The sequence below is a fragment of the Pannus brasiliensis CCIBt3594 genome, assembly GCF_036688125.1.
Classification (GTDB): domain Bacteria; phylum Cyanobacteriota; class Cyanobacteriia; order Cyanobacteriales; family Microcystaceae; genus Pannus; species Pannus brasiliensis.
The window spans coordinates 21,798-37,978 of record NZ_JBAFSM010000038.1; the positions used below are offsets into that span (position 1 = coordinate 21,798).

Consider the following 16,181-nt stretch of genomic DNA (forward strand, 5'->3'; position numbering starts at 1 on the left):
CTACACTCTACCTGCCTAAATGCCGATGAACCCAGTTTCCCCGATCGTCTCCGCCCCTTGGTTAATGGAACACCTCGATCGCCCCGACACGATCGTCGTCGATTGTCGCTTTCAGTTGACCGCGCCGGATCTCGGCCGTCAGCAGTATCTCGAAAGTCATATTCCGGGCGCGTACTATCTCGACCTCGATCGAGATCTCTCGGCCCCGATCGATCGTCACAGCGGCCGGCATCCGTTACCGAATCCTGACATTCTCGCGGAAAAATTAGCCTCGATCGGGGTAATCTCGGGAGAGAGCCACGTTATCGCTTACGATGATTCCCGTTTCGCCTTCGCGTCCCGTCTCTGGTGGCTCCTGCGCTATCTGGGACACGATCGGGTCAGTTTGCTCGACGGCGGCTGGAAAGGGTGGTTAGCGGCGGGTTATCCCGTTTCCGCCGAGATCCCCGCGGCCGCGACCGGCCGGTTTATCCCCGCTCCCCGTCGGGAATGGACCGTCTCGATCGAGGAGGTGAAAAACCGTCCCGAACCGCCCGCGAGCGTTCTGATCGACTCGCGCGAGGCCGATCGCTACCGGGGGGAACGCGAACCGATCGACCCGATCGCCGGACATATCGAGGGCGCGGTCAACTATCCTTGGATAGAGATTACTGACGAGCGGGGCGCGATCTGGCCGGCGGACTTCCATCAACGGCGTTGGCGGGATATCGGGCGCGACGGCGAGGCGATCGTCTACTGTGGCTCCGGGGTGACGGCCTGCGTCAATCTTCTCTCCCTCGCTCTCGCGGGATACGACAATGTTAAGCTGTATGCTGGGGGATGGAGCGATTGGTGTTCCTACCTGACCTAACCCGTTTATCTGTTATAGTAGTAATACTTAATCGTTAATTTCTATCAAAATGCTCTACTTCCTGTATCATTCCTAAATCCTAACCCTATCCCGCTTTACCTATTCTCGATTTTGTCTCCCAGACAAAAAAGTTAATTTTATTTTTTCTTGCTACCTTCTTACTCGTTCAACTTCGGCTATTTCCTCGGAAATAGCTCGGATCGATCTGTGAAATTACTGTCTCGGTAATTTTATCGTTTATTTCTATAAAAATTTAGGTATGTATTTTGTATGACAGAAACGAATAATTGTCATTGTAATTACGGTCGGCCGAAGGATCGGTTATCGATTTTTGTCGATGGGAATAATATGTTTTACGCCCAACAGAAAAACGGCTGGTTTTTCGATCCCCGACGGGTTTTAAACTTTTTCACCGGCGATCCGAATATCACCTTAATTAACGCTTTCTGGTACACGGGACTAAAAGATTCTCAAGATCAGCGGGGTTTTCGCGATGCCCTGATCAGTTTGGGATACACCGTGAGAACGAAAATTCTCAAGGAATATTACGACGATAGTTCGGGACGTTACTCGCAAAAAGCCAACCTCGATATCGAGATCGTCGTCGATATGTTTAACACCGTCGATCAGTACGATCGGGTGATTCTCTTCAGCGGGGACGGCGATTTCGAGCGGGCGATCGAACTTCTCCGCTCTAAAAACACCCACATTACCGTCGTTTCTACCGAGGGGATGATCGCGCGGGAGTTACGCAACGCCACCGATCGCTATATCGATCTCAACGATATCCGTCGGGAAATCGAGAAACAGGATTATTAAACCGAGTCCGAATCGAATCGTTTCTCGATCGAAGAGAACTGTTTCGAGGAAAGCGTTTTCGCGGACGCTTTCCCCGAATTTCTCGATCGGGCTAGATATTTCCCGACGGTAAGTTTTGTAAATAACCTAGAAACCGGCGCGCCTCGATCGAACTCAGTTGATAGCGGGATTCTTTGTGAAATGTTTCCCGTAAATACTGTCTGCCTCTTTCTTTATCCCAACCCACCCGCTCCATCTCCTGTAAGATCATCTCTAATTCCGGGAGAAGTTCGATAATTCCCGCCACCAATCGATAGCACAGGAAATCATCGATCGAGGTAGCCTGCCACGGTTTACTCAAGCTAATACAGATCAAACAATGGGAACTTAAACTTTTCCCCTGATTCAATTTTTCTAAAGCGATCGGATCGGTAATACTTAACTCGAAATCCGAGAAATGATAGTCCTCGTCCAAAATCTTCGCTTTCCAGCGATTCCGCGCGTTTCGATAACAACTGAGGGACTTTACCTCGATCAGTTGTAAGGTTCTCGCGGGAGATCGATCGATTAAATCGTCAAAAGGGATCGCCCCTCCGTATTCCCGATATAAAAGTTCCCGTTCACAATAACCTAACAGATCGATAACTTTCGCCCGATCCACGACGCGCCACGGATGCTCTGTATATCGGTAATTTTCGATCTCGTAACTCGGCTTTCTCCGCGGGTCGATCGGGATATCCACCATATCCAAAATCGCTATCTTTTCCACATCGATCCGCTCGTCCTCTATCGGGATTTGCCCATCCTCCAGATCCGAAACCGGTCTAATCCATCGTCCCGAATCGATATCGATTCCCGCGATACACCTTCCCTGACGTTTATAGGAATTCGCCAAACAGATTATCTTCATAAGCTACCCCTCATAGATGAATAATTTCGAGATCGTTCCGTCGGGATTGTAGATATTCGGCCGCGAGACGACGATGACAATGATGGGGTTTATCCTCGCTACATAAAAAACAGGCATCCTGTAAACTTTCCCCGTCGAGTATCGATTCGATTTTTCGCTCACCGATCAGATGTAAGTATCGATCGGCGTATTCTTCCCAGGAAATTTCTTTCTTTTTGTACGCGGTTAACATCTCTCCCGTGGGAGCTAGAGCGGTTTCGTGCCTGTAGTCTATCTCGCCGATCTTTCCTAAAAAATATTGTAAATCCGCTTGTTTGGCGAACCCCGATAATTGAGAGGTATTATGGAGACGGGTATCGATAATCTTCCGAACCCCCGCTTTCTGGAGTCCTTCAAAAAACTCTTCCGCGGACTTCTTGGTAAAACCGATCGTGAATAATCTAATCATCTTTTTCCTCTTCTGGTTTCTGTTCGACAAAAGCGATTTTATCGCCTTGCTTTTGATAGGCTATCCGTAGACGTTCGGCTCGATCGAGCGGGGGATCGATCGAATCCGCGAACAACGAAAGCTGGAGCGCCGGTGCGGGATCTTCCAGATGATGTAACCGGAGCATCCTTTCCTCTAGATTCTCGTGAAATTCCACCTCCCCATCACTATGAATATGTCCGATCTCCAAATTAAACGGAACGAGATGTTGACACACGAGAATCGCCCGATGGCAGGTTAGGGGATCTTTTTCCGCGCACATCAAAGCGACGCGATAACTTTGAACCCCTTTCAGAACGCGTTGCAATCCTCGCTGGAAACTTTCCGTCCCCGCTATTTTTTCATAGAGCGCTTTCCCTTCCACGTAACAATCGGGATTATTCGGTCGCGCGCCTAATTCCGCCCCGAGAAACACGTAGCGGATGCCCGATCGAGCGAGATAGGATTGTAAGGGCACTCGATTAAAGTGGGGAAGGTAACGGCTATAGGGCGAGGAACGGACATCGGCCAGCGCGGTCACTCCGTGCTGTTGGAGTAATTCGAGAAACCTTTCGGGGCTATGGTTAGAATGTCCGATCGTGAATAGAGGTTTCATTCCTTTGATCGTAACGATACCCCCTTTATTTTACCCTTCCTTTTCGGCAATTCCAGCGCGCGGTCGCGGTCGATCGATCCCGAAAAAAACCGTTCCCCGTCTCCCCGATCGCTTCGACCCGATCGATGATTTTCCGAGTTCGTCCGACTCCATCCGGCGGGAACGTTTTACAATAGCGTTTTACAATAAATAATGATCCCCGTCGGAATTGTCCTCATGGTAAGCCATCTCGATCGACCCCTGAAAATAGCCGTCACCGGCGATATCCACGATCAGTGGTCGAGCGCCGATAACGAGGCACTAGAAGCCTTAAACATCGATCTCGCGTTATTTGTCGGGGATTTCGGCAACGAGGCCGTCGGAGTGGTTCGCCAGATCGCCCGATTGCCGATTCCCACGGCCGTTATCCTGGGAAATCATGACGCGTGGTATACCGCATCCTCCTGGGGTCGTAAACAATGCCCCTACGATCGCTCGATCGAAGATCGCGTTCGGGAACAGTTAGAATTACTCGGGGAATCTCATGTCGGTTACGGGAAACTGGATTTACCCGACCTGCAACTCTCGATCGTCGGCGGTCGTCCCTTTAGCTGGGGCGGTTCCGAGTGGAAAAATCGAGATTTTTATAAAGAACGCTACAACGTTAGTAACTTCGAGGAATCGATCGAGAAAATCCTCGAAAACGTCCGCGAAACCGCCCACGATACCCTAATTTTCCTCGGTCATAACGGCCCCCTCGGACTGGGAGACGAACCGGAATCCATCTGCGGCCGGGACTGGCAACCCCTCGGGGGCGATCACGGCGATCCCGATCTCGCGGTCGCCATCCAACGATCGCGCGCGCTGGGAAAACGAGTTTCCCTCGTCACCTTCGGCCATATGCACCACCGTCTCCGTCACACCTCCGCCCGTCTACGAACTCGACTGGTAACAGCCGACGGGGGAACCGTGTACCTCAACGCCGCCAGTGTTCCCCGCGTCGTCAGTTCACCGGCGGGAAACGCCCGCAATTTCTCCCTCGTCACCCTGTATCGGGGAAGCGTCACCAGTGCCGATCTCGTCTGGATCGACGATAACCGGGAAATTATCGAGCGCGAGACCCTATATCACCCCTCCGAGACCGTTTTAGAGGCGGTTTAACGCTTCAGTTCTTTTTCGGTTCTTTGATAAGATAAAGATCCGCTAACCTTGGAGGGGTGGCAGAGTGGTTGATCGCGCTCGACTTGAAATCGAGTAACTAGCAATAGTTCGTGGGTTCAAATCCCACCCTCTCCGTTGATAGATTTTTTTTCTCGAATATCGAACCAACGCCCGCGATTCTCGTACCGAGGTCGGGCGCGATCCCCCGGCGCGATTCGCTACCATGAGAGTAGACCTCGTGTCTGTTCTTTATGTCACCAGTTTTATGGCTGAAGATCGTGAATTGACGGGAACGGGAACCGAAGAGTCCGCGGCGACAGAACCCACCGTCCCGACTCCCGAAATTTTGACGGAAACCGCGGAAACCGCCCCGGCAAACGCCGCGACGACAGAACCCGTAACGGGGACGGAAACGGTGGAAACGATTCCCGTCGCGACTCCCGAAATTTTGACGGAAACCGAAGAAATCGCCCCGACCAACGCCACCGTAACGGGGACGGAAACGGTGAAAACCATTCCCGTCGCGACTCCCGAAACCGTAACGGCAACGAAAACCGTACCCGTCCCGACTCCGGGCGCGCGACGGGAACCGAACCCGGTAATGAAACGGATTCTCGCCACCCGCGAATCCTTTCATCGCGCGGTCGGTGAATTCACTCCCCGTTGGCGCGCCTACTGGAAACAGTGGCCGAGAACCTTTCTCGTCTGGTTTCTCCTTTTATTGTGCTTGAGTCTTTTGGTTTGGCGTTTTCTGCCGGGGGATGTGACGGTAGGAACCTATACCCCCGCGCAGGGTTTATTTATTCCCATTACCGTGTTCGGCGGCCCGTTGATCATCGCCCTTTTTATCGCCACTCACGGGGGATTGGAAACCTATTCCAACACCGTCGCCGTTAAGGGAATCGGTCTCCGTTTGATCGACTTTTTTTTCAAAGTCAGCGAGTGGGCGATCAATCTTTTACCCTCCAATCGCGCTCGACGGGAAAACATTTCTCCCCCGACCAACGGGATTGTCGATCTACCGTTTCCCGGTTTAGGATTTCAAGGATTTCTCGATCGCTACATCCTTAGCGATACCGTCAGTTCCGCGCGGGTCGTGGAAACGGTCTCGCGCTATCAATTACAGAATTTAGGCACGATCGCCGTCAATTTTCTCATCGTTTATATCTTAATTAAATTACCCGCGATCGTCCTTTGGGAAACGCTCTCGTTAAGCCTAGAATGGGGCGTTTACAAGTTAGGTTTCTGGATGGCGCGGGTTCCTTTCCCTCCCCTAACTATCTACCATTGGGAACTCTTTTTCGTGGAAAATATCGCGGTCGCTTTCGTGATTTTCTTCCAAGAAGTGAAACTCGACACGGCGAAAACCACTCATATCGATGAGGAATCAGCGGCCATCCAAGCCGGAGAAGCCGGGATTCACGAGAGTTAACCGGTTCTTCCCGTTAATTCCGTTATTCCTGTTATTCCCGTAGTGGATAGACACGGCTAAAATAGGGCGTTAGGAAAAACGAAAAAGCGTTGATCTATAACAACTTCGTCAAATATCTATTGCCTCATTTTAGCTGTGTCATTCCAGTAATCCACCGAGAAAACGGTAATAATCCACCGAGAAGCGAGAACCAGGAAAATAGAATAAAGGGCAAAGGGAAAGAAATTACTGGTCGTTTTTTTCCTTTTGCCGAAACACTCTCCCGTCTTCTTTCCCGACAAATTTACAAGCGATTTCCCGATTTCCAAAAGCGTTTTAGCGCTTTCAAAAGTCGATCGCCGTGATTTTCTTCAAAGATCAGATCGTCGATGAAAATCGCGAGAACGATACAGACAAGCGCGGTTAAGATTTGGGCGAAAAAATCGGGCAGGAAGCTCGTGAGGAGATGGCTGAAGGCCGGCACGAAGAGAACGCCGAAACCGACTAGACGTAGGGTAAACCAAAGGGGAGTTGACATTGTTGATGGCGACTTTCTTTTTTTGAAGGATCTCGCGTATCTCGATCGAAAATATCACGAACCGATCGTTCGCGCTACTCCTTTCGATTTTTTCCGATACGAACTCGTGAATTAATATTGTCGGGATCGCGTGATTTTCCGCTCCGCTCGATCGAATCCCGATCGCTCTTGTCCATCCTCTCGAAACTCGAAAAAGAGACCTCTCGCGAAATTCGTTTTTAAGGCTCTAAAAACTTTAAAAGTTTAGAAATTTACTAGACAAACTAGGTTTTTTGTCAAATTCTTAGCTAAAATATTCTGCATTCTTCCTCCTGACTCCTGACTCCTGACTCCTGACTCCCTAACCACACGACAATTTTTGAATTCCGCGTGGAGGTCTACGGTCGATCGACGCGGTATGATAGAACGTTGGCACATTACCCGATCGATCGACCATGACGAACCAGTATCGCGTTACCCTACTTCCCGGTGATGGCATCGGGCCGGAAATCCTCGGCGTGACGGTGGAGGTACTGAAAGTCATCGGTAAAAAATTCGACCTACAATTCGACTTCCAGACCGCGTTAATCGGCGGGTCCGCGATCGACGAGACCGGGAATCCCCTCCCCCACGAAACCCTGGATACCTGTAAAAACAGCGACGCGGTACTTCTGGCCGCCATCGGGGGCTATAAATGGGATACCCTCCCCCGTCACCAACGGCCGGAAACCGGTTTACTCGGCCTGCGCGCCGGTCTGAACCTTTTCGCGAACCTGCGTCCCGCGACCATCCTACCGCAACTGATTGACGCGTCCAGCCTGAAGCGGGAAGTGGTCGAGGGCGTGGATATTATGGTCGTGCGCGAATTAACCGGCGGGATTTACTTCGGACAGCCCAAAGGCATCTTCGAGACCGAAACCGGCGAGAAACGCGGCGTGAACACGATGGTTTACTCGGAATCGGAAGTCGATCGCATCGCCCGCGTCGCCTTCGAGATCGCCCGCAAACGTCGCGGGAAACTCTGTTCGGTCGATAAAGCCAACGTTCTCGACGTTTCCCAACTGTGGCGCGATCGGGTCATCAAAATGAGCGAGAATTACCCCGACGTGGAACTGTCGCACCTTTACGTCGATAACGCCGCCATGCAACTCGTCCGCGCCCCGAAACAATTCGACACGATCGTGACCGGGAATTTATTCGGCGATATTCTCTCCGACGCGGCCGCCATGTTAACCGGCAGTATCGGGATGTTACCCTCCGCCAGTCTCGGCGCGGACGGCGCGGGCGTTTTTGAACCCGTCCACGGTTCCGCGCCGGATATCGCGGGACAGGACAAGGCCAACCCGATCGCCCAGGTTCTCAGCGCGGCCATGATGTTAAAATACGGGCTAAACGAACCGACAGCGGCGGAAGCGATCGAGCGAGCGGTATTGACCGTCCTCGACCTCGGCTACCGTACCGGCGACATTCTCTCGGAAGGAATGACCCTAGTGGGCTGTCGGGGCATGGGCGACGCGCTCTTAAAAGTTTTAGATTCTTAACAAAAGCGTCCCGATTCCGAGATCCTCGTATACCATGAAGTAAGCAAGCTTAATAGTGGGGAGACAGAACGAGATGGTAGCCCTATCGCAGAAATCAGTACAACCGACCGAGGACATGGAAATCCCGATTTTACTCGATCCCACCCTCTTACGAGCCGCTAGGAGAATTTACCGCACCTATTGCGCTCTCAATAACAAAGTCGCGAAACGTCCTTCCGGTGTGGCTATCCATCGCGAGAACCACCGCGGTCAGTTGATTTTTAACAGTAAACCGATTCTCCTGCCGGGCGAGTGTTTCGTCCCCATCAAACAGATCGAGGCGGAAGCCTATTAATCGGTTCGGTTTGATTTGCCCGATCGTCAGTCGGATCGGACTGACGGATTTTTCCGCGCTCGTCTAGCGATCGATTGGCGGCCGGTTCCGGATTGTAACAGTCGAAAACGTTCTAGGATTTAATTTTCCACCCCCGTTCCCCGCTTGAAATTGCCGGGATCGATCGGGGTTCTCGCGCCAATCGTCGGGATCTAGACTTTCCTCGATCGTGGCGAATATTTTATCGCCGCGAAAATCGCCAGGCTCTCTCGCGTTCCGCGCGATCGGCCTCGCTTATAATTGTCAGAACTGTCTCCGGATAAGACTTTCAGGTTCTGCCAAACGAGAGAGCTATCAAGAATACCCACATTTTCACACGCGGTACAAGAGAGCCGATCGCCATCGAAGAGGAACCGGGTGATCGAGAGTCTCTAGAGCGATCGTTCACGATCGACCCGCTCTGATTTTTATTGACTTTAACAACTATAGCGCTAAGTTATCAGCGGTCGGCTATCCGCTAGAAATCCGCGCTCGGTGTAGTTCTAGAAGTGGTCGATGTCCGTTCCCGACGGATAGTGCTATATAACCATAATAAAGGTTTTATAGTCTTTTCCATCAAGGTAAATCACAGGAAAACTTTTACTACCAAAGGATTTCAGTCTCGAAAACGTATTTCGTATCCCCGAGAAGCCGCTGTATCTAAAGCGCAAAAAATAAGAAGCGTTTTATGTTTGTATGAAGGCATTTATGGGTCTTATAAAAAACTTAAAAACGCGACAATGCTGGATCGCTTACCGTATATTTAAAAAGCGAATACAACCTTTTATTTTCCCGATCGGAAAAGGAGAAAGCCTAAATGTGTACCGGTATCAGATTAATCGCGGCGGACGGCACGGTCGTTCACGCTCGGACAATGGAATTCGGGGTCGATCTTCGCTCGGAAGTGATCGTGGTTCCCGTCGGTTACGAGCGCTACGGAACCGTGCCCGCGACGAAAGAGAATAACCTAGACGGCGCCGGAAAAGGGGCTAAATGGACGGCGAAATACGCTTGCGTCGGGGCTAACGGTTTCGGCATGGATGTGATTGTCGATGGACTAAATTCCGCGGGATTAGCCGCCGGGATCTTCTATTTTCCCACGAGCGCCGGGTATATGTCCTATACCGAGGAAGACGCGAGCAGAACCATCGCGCCCTGGGAACTCGGCTCGTGGATCTTGGAGCAACACGCGACTGTCGATGAGGTCAGAACAAAGATCAAGAATCTCGTCGTCGCCGATGTCGTTTTCGAGGAAATGGGCTTCGCCCCGCCAGTCCATGTCGTGGTACACGACGCATCCGGTCAGAGCATCGTGATCGAGTACGTCAAGGGCAAGCTCAACGTTCACAACAATCCGCTCGGTGTGATGTCCAATTCACCTGCCTTCGATTGGCACATGACCAATCTGCGGAACTACCTCAATTTCTCGACCACGAACCTTCATCCTTTAGAACTAAAGGTACCGCCTTATATCACCGAAGAAGGGATCGAGAAGGACACCGTGAAAATCGAACCCTTCGGTCAGGGTACGGGAATGCTCGGTATGCCGGGAGATTTAACCCCTCCCTCTCGCTTCGTGCGCGCGGTCGCGTTCAGCCGATCGATCTTGCCGGAATTGCTGGAAACCGGACGCGACGCGGTTCTACAGGCGTTCCATATCCTGAACAATTTTGACATTCCTAAAGGGGTAGCCCGCGAGCCACACGGAGAAAAGGTCGAGGCCGACTATACGATCTGGACAAGCGTTAACGATCTCAAGGAGAAACGGTTCTTCTTCCGGACTTACAACAACAGCCAGATCCGGGTGGTGAATTTGATGGAAGCGGAAATCAACGCGTCGTATATCTCCAAATACCCGATGGGTGGAAAAGAGGATCGCGAGGAGTTCACAACGGTAACTCCCACGCCCGCGGCCTCGCCCCGATAACCGGATAGGGATCTCCGTAACGCTAGGGTCGGCGCGCGGGTAATTCCGTCTCCGACCCTATATCTCGCGGGTTTTGGATTTTTTCGGGCTTCTCGCCCGCGGAATCATCAGGGTTTCGGTATTTTTAGGACGCTGTATTAATCCCCGACCCGCGCGTGGTCTATCAAACGGTTTTCCTAAGGGCGACACGGCTCGTCGGGATCTAGGCCTCTGTAGAGTCGCGGCCAATATTCTATCGATCGGAGAAACGAATCCCGAAATGTGTGGGTATTCTAGAAAGGTAAACGGAACGATCCCGAGCCGTCAACCGCTATTCTATGGAATTCCTTCTCGATCTCTTTACCACCGGCTTTGTCTTCGCGTGGGGCGCGTGCGTGGGTAGTTTTCTCAACGTGGTCGTCTACCGTCTGCCCAACGGGATGTCGATCGTGCATCCCCCGTCCCACTGCCCGAAATGTTCCCACCGGCTGGGGAAAACCGAGAATGTCCCCGTGGTCGGCTGGCTCTGGTTACGGGGTCGGTGTCGCTGGTGTAAAACCGAGATCTCCTTTCGCTACCCGGCGATCGAGTTCGTCACCGGATTATTATTCTGCTACGTCTTTCAAGACTTCGCCTTTTCCCTCGACACGATCGGCTACTGGATTTTCCTGAGTTGGTTGCTGGCGTTAGCCCTGATCGATCTCGATACCATGACCCTACCCGAAGCTCTCACCCGATCGGGCTTACTCTTGGGTCTCGTTTTTCAATTCGCCCTCGGATGGCAAAATCAACAGGGAGCCTCCTATCTCTTCGGGGCGCTCCTCAGCGCGGCCGTGGGAATCTGGTGTTTCGATCTGGTGCGTTTCGGGGCGACCCTCATCCTGGGAAAAGAAGCGATGGGAGGGGGAGACCCGAAATTAGCCGCCATGATCGGCGCGTGGTTGGGGTGGCAATCGCTTCTCGTCACCACGTTCGTCGCCTGTCTCATCGGTTCGGCGATCGGTCTGCTCGGAATCGTACTCGGCAAAAGACGGTGGCTACAGGAGATGCCCTTCGGCCCCTATCTCTCCCTCGGGGCGCTCGTCAGTCTCTTCTGGGGTAAGGCGATCGTTTCCACTTACCTGACGCTATTTTTTCCCACCTTTTAAAACACGGTTTGTCCTTCACTACTTGATACAATACATTTTGTGTCCTGGATTACCATTAGAACCACTCCTAGCCGCTGGGAAGCCGATTTCCTACACGAAATGCTCGCCGCTCACGACATCCCCAGCCGGGTGATCGATATCGGTCTCGGCGTTTATTGCGGTCAGGGGAATCAAGCGGCACTCCAAGTCCGTCAACAGGATCGCTGGACGGCTCTCTTATTAATCAGTCCCCTAGAGGAAAGTCTATAAATTCTCGCGCGTTGTCAGTACGGGGACGGGATTCAAGCTCGGATAGCGGGAATCCGCCATCCCTTCCCGCTCCCATCATCTCACGTTAACTTTAGTAATCCCCACCCACCGATCTATGTCTCTATTTGACTGGTTCGCCAATCGACAGAAAACGGAACCGAACGTTCAACAGCAACAGGAACGGGAGATCGCCGATGGTCTCTGGACGAAATGCCCGAACTGCGGCGTTCTCGCCTACACGAAGGATTTACTGGCCAATCAATTGGTCTGTAACGATTGCGGGCATCATAACCGCGTCGAGAGCGAGGAGCGAATCCGTCAGTTAATCGACCCGAACACCTGGAAACCGATCGACGAACAGATCCGACCCACCGATCCCCTCAAATTCCGCGATCGCAAATCCTACAGCGATCGCCTGCGGGAAACCCAGGAGAAAACGGGACTGATCGACGCGGTACACACGGGAACCGGCACGATCGACGGATTACCGCTCGCGCTCGGGGTGATGGATTTCCGATTCATGGGCGGTAGCATGGGATCGGTGGTCGGCGAAAAACTCTGCCGGCTGATCGAGCGCGCCACCGAGGAGCGTTTCCCCGTGGTGATCGTCTGCGCTTCCGGGGGCGCGAGAATGCAGGAGGGAATGTTAAGCCTGATGCAGATGGCCAAGATTTCCGGCGCGCTGGAACGCCATCGCGAGGCGAAATTACTGTATATTCCCGTCTTAACCAACCCCACCACCGGGGGAGTCACCGCGAGTTTCGCCATGCTGGGCGATATTATACTCGCGGAACCGAAAGCGACGATCGGTTTCGCGGGCAAACGGGTGATCGAGCAGACCCTACGGGAAAAGTTACCCGACGGTTTCCAAACTTCCGAATACCTACTGAAACACGGTTTCGTGGACGCGATCGTACCGCGTACCCAACTGAAGAAAACCATCGCGGGATTGATCGGCCTGCATCAGCCCTTTTTCCCTCTACTCTCCCCGCTGAACGCCCATCACTACCAGACTCCCGAACTGGTTCCCCTCAACGTCCCGCTCCCGAGTTCTCCCGATTAGTTTTCGGGAAAAAGCGCGATTCCATACGGGTGAGAGCGTTTTACGGGGGGCGCGAAAATCGGGGCGATCGACTTCCCGGATGGATCTGGGTGAAATGTCTCGGGAAACCTCTCTAGGAGCGGGAAAATGGCCTCGCTAGTGGAAACGCGCGACGGCGTGTTTTACCCTAGCGCGGCCGTCGATCGAGAACACGATCCGGAACCGTCCCCCGAAATCCCCCGTCCGCTATCGTAGAATTTTCCCGTCAAGAGGAGTGAAAATTAATGACTTATCGATCGGTTTGGAAACTCTCGGCGATCGCTCTTTCTTTCGCGATCGCTATTCCTTTTTTTACCGGTTACGACACGAGCGCGATCGCTTTTAGTGTTTGTGGCACTAGGAAAGAGAGAGCGACTTTTAAAACCAAGAGCTATTTAATCACGATCTGTCCGGGGGAAGCGAGCTATCAGTTGATTTTAACTTTCCACGACGGGACGGGCTACCAACGGATTCCCGTCCAGCAGGAAGGCAGAAAGTTTCGGGGGTCTGACGGTAAGCGTAATTATATTATCGATCGACAACAGTTCATTATCGGTACGGATGGAGAGCAACCGATCCGCGAATCGGTCATTCAATCGAGCAATTAGAGCGATTAAAAATATTGCGCGATATCGACGATCGGCGAATTTGTATCCTGAATACTTTAATGCCGATCGCGGATACCTCGCTTACAAAAATACAAGGATCTAATGAAGTATCAACGTTTCATCACGATTGGGGTCGGGTTTTCTTTTCTATTCGGCGCTCTCTCTCTTCCCGTTCGATCGAATAACCAACCGCTCGATCCCGGACTGAAAAAAGCTTTATTAAAAGAGATAACCCCCGAACTGAAACCTCAAGGAATTAACCCCGAAGATCAAAAAGTTTTTGCCGAAACGATCGATCTTAACGGCGATGGAAGTCTCGACGCGATCGTGGTTCTGATCGGTAGTTATTGGTGCGGTTCCGGGGGCTGTACGATGAAGGTATTTCACGGACACGCTCGGCAATTTCATCCCGTATCCACTTCCACCTTAATTCAGACTCCTATCACCGTCAGCGATCGCAAAACGAACGGATGGCGGGATTTAATCGTCGAGGTGAGCGGGGGGGGAATCGAGCCGAAAAAAGTCGCGCTAAAATATGACGGGAAAAAATACCCGCTCAATCCTTCTACTCTACCGGAAATTCCTTCTAAGACAGTAATTAAAGGAAAAGTTCTCTTTCCCGAAGGTAGCGTACCCCGATCGATCCGCTAGGGAACATCGCGAACGGATTTTCGATCGTTAACTTTATCTCGCACGGGATTCCAAAAAAGATGAAAAAACTTCAACAATTACAAGAATTTTTACGTTGGTTTTGGTTAGTAGCCAACGATATTGGCTATCCGAGGAACGCTGGCGCGCTTGGGGTATCTTGGCGTTGGTGATTCTTTTCATCGTTATCTATAACGAGGCCAGCGCTTTACTGAATCGCTATCAGGGAGAGTTTACCACCGCGTTAACCGATAAAAAGGTAGAAGATTTTCAGCGTTCTTTATTCCAGTTCGGGGGAATGTTACTCGTTTTTATTTTGTTCTGGTTCTCGGCAAATTTTATTCAGAGGAAATTACAACTGTACTGGCGGGAATGGTTAACGAATGATTTCCTCGATCGATATTTTAGCGATCGGGCGTTCTATCATATCAACGCGAGCAAGGCGATCGACAACCCCGATCAGCGTATTTCCGAGGATATCGAGTCTTTTATCAACAATTCCCTAGAATACACTCTTTCCTTCGGTAGTACGATTTTGAGCGGGTTTCTGTTTATCAAGATTCTCTGGACGATTAATCACGAACTGGTTTTTCTGGCGATTGTAACCTCGATCGTGCAAACCTTCATCAGTTTTTTCATCGGTCGGGTTCTCACGCCGTTAAACTTTAAAAATTTGGAATATCAAGCGGATTTCCGGTATAGTTTGGTTCACGTTCGCAACCATAGCGAATCGATCGCCTTTTACGAGGGAGAAGCGGAAGAAGAAGCGATGGTTCGAGCGAGATTCTCCCGATTGTTGAAGGTTCTTCACGCGAAAATCCCCCCCAATAGTCTCTTGGGCGCGATCAATATTAGTTTAAGTTTTACCGTTCTGATTCTCGCCTATCTGATTCTCGCCCCCCAATATTTCGCCGGACAGATCACCATCGGCGATGTCACTCGTTCCGTTCCCGCTTTTTTAACGATCGTCGGGGCTTTTAGTTGGTTCGCCAGTTCTTTCGAGGGATTAACTCTTTTCGCCGCCGTGATCAAACGTTTGGGAACTTTCGCCGATTATCTCGATCGAAATCAAAAAAGCGATCCCCGCGAGTCGGTGGTTAATACCCTGGTCGAACCCCGTTTCGCGCTCAGTCATCTAACGTTACAAACCCCCGATCGAGGACGAACTCTCGTACAGGATATCTCGATCGAGATTCCCGATAGCGAGGGAATTTTAATCATGGGCGCTTCCGGTTCAGGAAAAAGCTCGATCCTGCGCGCGGTCGCGGGATTATGGAACGCCGGCGAGGGCTATATTTACCGCCCGAAAACCGAGGAAATTTTCTTTATTCCCCAACGTCCCTATATGGTCTTGGGTTCCCTGAGAAATCAGATTCTCTACCCGCGTACCGAACGGGAAGTGAAGGATATCGACCTACAGGAGATTTTAAACAAAGTGAATCTAGCCGATCTGGCCGAACGCGTGGGCGGTTTTGACGTGGAGTTGAATTGGGCGGATGTTCTCTCGTTAGGAGAACAACAGAGATTGAGTTTCGCCCGACTGTTTTTTAGTAAGGCTAAGTACGCGGTTCTCGATGAATCTACCAGCGCGTTAGATGTGCCGAACGAGAAACATCTCTATCAAATGTTGCGGGATTCGGATATTACTTATATCAGTGTCGGCCACCGTCCGACATTAATTCCCTACCATCAAGCGATCGTCGAAATTTTAGGCAAGGGAAAATGGCGGGTTCTCAACGACGAGGAAAGCGCTCGGGTGGCGCTCGGATAACGTTCGGTTCTCGGAATCTTGAGAATGGCGATCGAGATAGATACGCCTACCGTAAGGGGTTGTTCGTGTTAGCCCGAGCCGAAGAAGCGGTTTCTCTTGGGAACGGCGTGGATTTTCAACCCCGAAGCTGATAAGTTTCGGATACCTGAAAATAGTAGCGAATCGTCCG

The 16,181-nt window shown here is 51.4% G+C and carries 18 protein-coding genes and 1 tRNA gene; 14 read left to right on the top strand and 5 right to left on the bottom strand.

Annotated features, from left to right (window positions below):
- The first annotated feature begins 25 nt into the window (after positions 1-25).
- Complete coding sequence (locus V0288_RS17625) at positions 26-850, top strand: sulfurtransferase (protein ID WP_332866459.1); 825 nt, start codon at positions 26-28, stop codon at positions 848-850.
- A 270-nt stretch (positions 851-1,120) separates the two neighbouring features.
- Positions 1,121-1,669 (top strand): LabA-like NYN domain-containing protein, encoded by a 549-nt coding sequence (locus V0288_RS17630; RefSeq protein ID WP_332866460.1) that lies wholly within the window; start codon positions 1,121-1,123, stop codon positions 1,667-1,669.
- Between the two features lie 91 nt (positions 1,670-1,760).
- Here V0288_RS17630 and V0288_RS17635 read toward each other — a convergent pair whose 3' ends face one another.
- From V0288_RS17635 to V0288_RS17645, 3 genes are read right to left on the bottom strand one after another with little or no spacing between them, the layout of a single operon-like run.
- Positions 1,761-2,558: a dual OB domain-containing protein gene (locus V0288_RS17635; protein WP_332866461.1), complete on the bottom strand. Its 798-nt coding sequence runs from the start codon at positions 2,556-2,558 to the stop codon at positions 1,761-1,763.
- Positions 2,559-2,568: 10 nt separating this feature from the next.
- A complete protein-coding gene (locus tag V0288_RS17640) occupies positions 2,569-3,006 on the bottom strand; it encodes a DUF488 domain-containing protein (protein WP_332866462.1) in 438 nt (145 codons plus the stop codon).
- On the bottom strand, positions 2,999-3,640 hold the full coding sequence (locus V0288_RS17645) for a DUF488 domain-containing protein (protein WP_332866463.1): 642 nt from the start codon (positions 3,638-3,640) through the stop codon (positions 2,999-3,001). Before V0288_RS17645 ends, V0288_RS17640 begins: the two co-directional genes overlap by 8 nt.
- A 216-nt stretch (positions 3,641-3,856) precedes the next feature.
- Between V0288_RS17645 and V0288_RS17650 the strand changes: the two genes are divergently transcribed.
- From V0288_RS17650 to V0288_RS17660, 3 genes are all read left to right on the top strand, one after another.
- Positions 3,857-4,780 (top strand): TIGR04168 family protein, encoded by a 924-nt coding sequence (locus V0288_RS17650; protein WP_332866464.1) that lies wholly within the window; start codon positions 3,857-3,859, stop codon positions 4,778-4,780.
- 50 nt (positions 4,781-4,830) lie between these two features.
- Positions 4,831-4,915 (top strand) — tRNA-Ser (locus V0288_RS17655).
- Positions 4,916-5,045: 130 nt separating this feature from the next.
- On the top strand, positions 5,046-6,212 hold the full coding sequence (locus tag V0288_RS17660; RefSeq protein ID WP_332866465.1) for a hypothetical protein: 1,167 nt from the start codon (positions 5,046-5,048) through the stop codon (positions 6,210-6,212).
- Between the two features lie 283 nt (positions 6,213-6,495).
- Here V0288_RS17660 and V0288_RS17665 read toward each other — a convergent pair whose 3' ends face one another.
- Both V0288_RS17665 and V0288_RS17670 read right to left on the bottom strand, forming a co-directional pair.
- Positions 6,496-6,729, bottom strand: a complete 234-nt coding sequence (locus V0288_RS17665) for a hypothetical protein (protein WP_332866466.1) — start codon at positions 6,727-6,729, stop codon at positions 6,496-6,498.
- A gap of 243 nt (positions 6,730-6,972) precedes the next feature.
- Positions 6,973-7,146, bottom strand: a complete 174-nt coding sequence (locus tag V0288_RS17670) for a hypothetical protein (RefSeq protein WP_332866467.1) — start codon at positions 7,144-7,146, stop codon at positions 6,973-6,975.
- Positions 7,147-7,163: 17 nt separating this feature from the next.
- On the opposite strand from V0288_RS17670, the gene leuB reads away from it, so the two are divergent.
- The 9 genes from leuB (at position 7,164) to V0288_RS17715 (ending at position 16,012) form a co-directional block, all read left to right on the top strand.
- Positions 7,164-8,249 carry a 3-isopropylmalate dehydrogenase gene (gene leuB, locus V0288_RS17675; RefSeq protein ID WP_332866468.1) on the top strand — a complete coding sequence of 362 codons (1,086 nt, stop codon included), beginning with the start codon at positions 7,164-7,166 and terminating at the stop codon, positions 8,247-8,249.
- A gap of 73 nt (positions 8,250-8,322) precedes the next feature.
- Positions 8,323-8,583: a hypothetical protein gene (locus V0288_RS17680; protein ID WP_332866469.1), complete on the top strand. Its 261-nt coding sequence runs from the start codon at positions 8,323-8,325 to the stop codon at positions 8,581-8,583.
- Positions 8,584-9,418: 835 nt separating this feature from the next.
- A complete protein-coding gene (locus tag V0288_RS17685; protein ID WP_332866470.1) occupies positions 9,419-10,528 on the top strand; it encodes a choloylglycine hydrolase family protein in 1,110 nt (369 codons plus the stop codon).
- Between the two features lie 317 nt (positions 10,529-10,845).
- Positions 10,846-11,655, top strand: a complete 810-nt coding sequence (locus V0288_RS17690) for a prepilin peptidase (RefSeq protein WP_332866471.1) — start codon at positions 10,846-10,848, stop codon at positions 11,653-11,655.
- A 39-nt stretch (positions 11,656-11,694) separates the two neighbouring features.
- The gene (locus V0288_RS17695; RefSeq protein ID WP_332866472.1) at positions 11,695-11,904 is read left to right on the top strand and encodes a hypothetical protein; all 210 of its coding nucleotides are present in this window, start codon (positions 11,695-11,697) and stop codon (positions 11,902-11,904) included.
- A 115-nt stretch (positions 11,905-12,019) separates the two neighbouring features.
- The gene (gene accD / locus V0288_RS17700) at positions 12,020-12,967 is read left to right on the top strand and encodes an acetyl-CoA carboxylase, carboxyltransferase subunit beta (RefSeq protein WP_332866473.1); all 948 of its coding nucleotides are present in this window, start codon (positions 12,020-12,022) and stop codon (positions 12,965-12,967) included.
- Between the two features lie 263 nt (positions 12,968-13,230).
- Positions 13,231-13,593 carry a hypothetical protein gene (locus tag V0288_RS17705; RefSeq protein WP_332866474.1) on the top strand — a complete coding sequence of 121 codons (363 nt, stop codon included), beginning with the start codon at positions 13,231-13,233 and terminating at the stop codon, positions 13,591-13,593.
- Positions 13,594-13,695: 102 nt separating this feature from the next.
- Positions 13,696-14,244 (top strand): hypothetical protein, encoded by a 549-nt coding sequence (locus V0288_RS17710; RefSeq protein WP_332866475.1) that lies wholly within the window; start codon positions 13,696-13,698, stop codon positions 14,242-14,244.
- A 100-nt stretch (positions 14,245-14,344) separates the two neighbouring features.
- Positions 14,345-16,012 (top strand): ABC transporter ATP-binding protein/permease, encoded by a 1,668-nt coding sequence (locus tag V0288_RS17715; RefSeq protein ID WP_332866476.1) that lies wholly within the window; start codon positions 14,345-14,347, stop codon positions 16,010-16,012.
- The last annotated feature ends 169 nt before the right edge of the window (positions 16,013-16,181 follow it).

Coding starts and splice junctions, on each gene's coding strand:
- V0288_RS17650 (WP_332866464.1), top strand. CDS start 3,857: ATGGTAAGCCATCTCGATCGACCCCTGAAAATAGCCGTCACCGGCGAT.
- V0288_RS17690 (WP_332866471.1), top strand. CDS start 10,846: ATGGAATTCCTTCTCGATCTCTTTACCACCGGCTTTGTCTTCGCGTGG.
- V0288_RS17625 (WP_332866459.1), top strand. CDS start 26: ATGAACCCAGTTTCCCCGATCGTCTCCGCCCCTTGGTTAATGGAACAC.
- V0288_RS17665 (WP_332866466.1), bottom strand. CDS start 6,729: ATGTCAACTCCCCTTTGGTTTACCCTACGTCTAGTCGGTTTCGGCGTT.
- V0288_RS17680 (WP_332866469.1), top strand. CDS start 8,323: ATGGTAGCCCTATCGCAGAAATCAGTACAACCGACCGAGGACATGGAA.
- V0288_RS17705 (WP_332866474.1), top strand. CDS start 13,231: ATGACTTATCGATCGGTTTGGAAACTCTCGGCGATCGCTCTTTCTTTC.
- V0288_RS17710 (WP_332866475.1), top strand. CDS start 13,696: ATGAAGTATCAACGTTTCATCACGATTGGGGTCGGGTTTTCTTTTCTA.
- V0288_RS17660 (WP_332866465.1), top strand. CDS start 5,046: ATGGCTGAAGATCGTGAATTGACGGGAACGGGAACCGAAGAGTCCGCG.
- V0288_RS17640 (WP_332866462.1), bottom strand. CDS start 3,006: ATGATTAGATTATTCACGATCGGTTTTACCAAGAAGTCCGCGGAAGAG.
- leuB (WP_332866468.1), top strand. CDS start 7,164: ATGACGAACCAGTATCGCGTTACCCTACTTCCCGGTGATGGCATCGGG.
- accD (WP_332866473.1), top strand. CDS start 12,020: ATGTCTCTATTTGACTGGTTCGCCAATCGACAGAAAACGGAACCGAAC.
- V0288_RS17635 (WP_332866461.1), bottom strand. CDS start 2,558: ATGAAGATAATCTGTTTGGCGAATTCCTATAAACGTCAGGGAAGGTGT.
- V0288_RS17630 (WP_332866460.1), top strand. CDS start 1,121: ATGACAGAAACGAATAATTGTCATTGTAATTACGGTCGGCCGAAGGAT.
- V0288_RS17685 (WP_332866470.1), top strand. CDS start 9,419: ATGTGTACCGGTATCAGATTAATCGCGGCGGACGGCACGGTCGTTCAC.
- V0288_RS17645 (WP_332866463.1), bottom strand. CDS start 3,640: ATGAAACCTCTATTCACGATCGGACATTCTAACCATAGCCCCGAAAGG.
- V0288_RS17670 (WP_332866467.1), bottom strand. CDS start 7,146: ATGTGCCAACGTTCTATCATACCGCGTCGATCGACCGTAGACCTCCAC.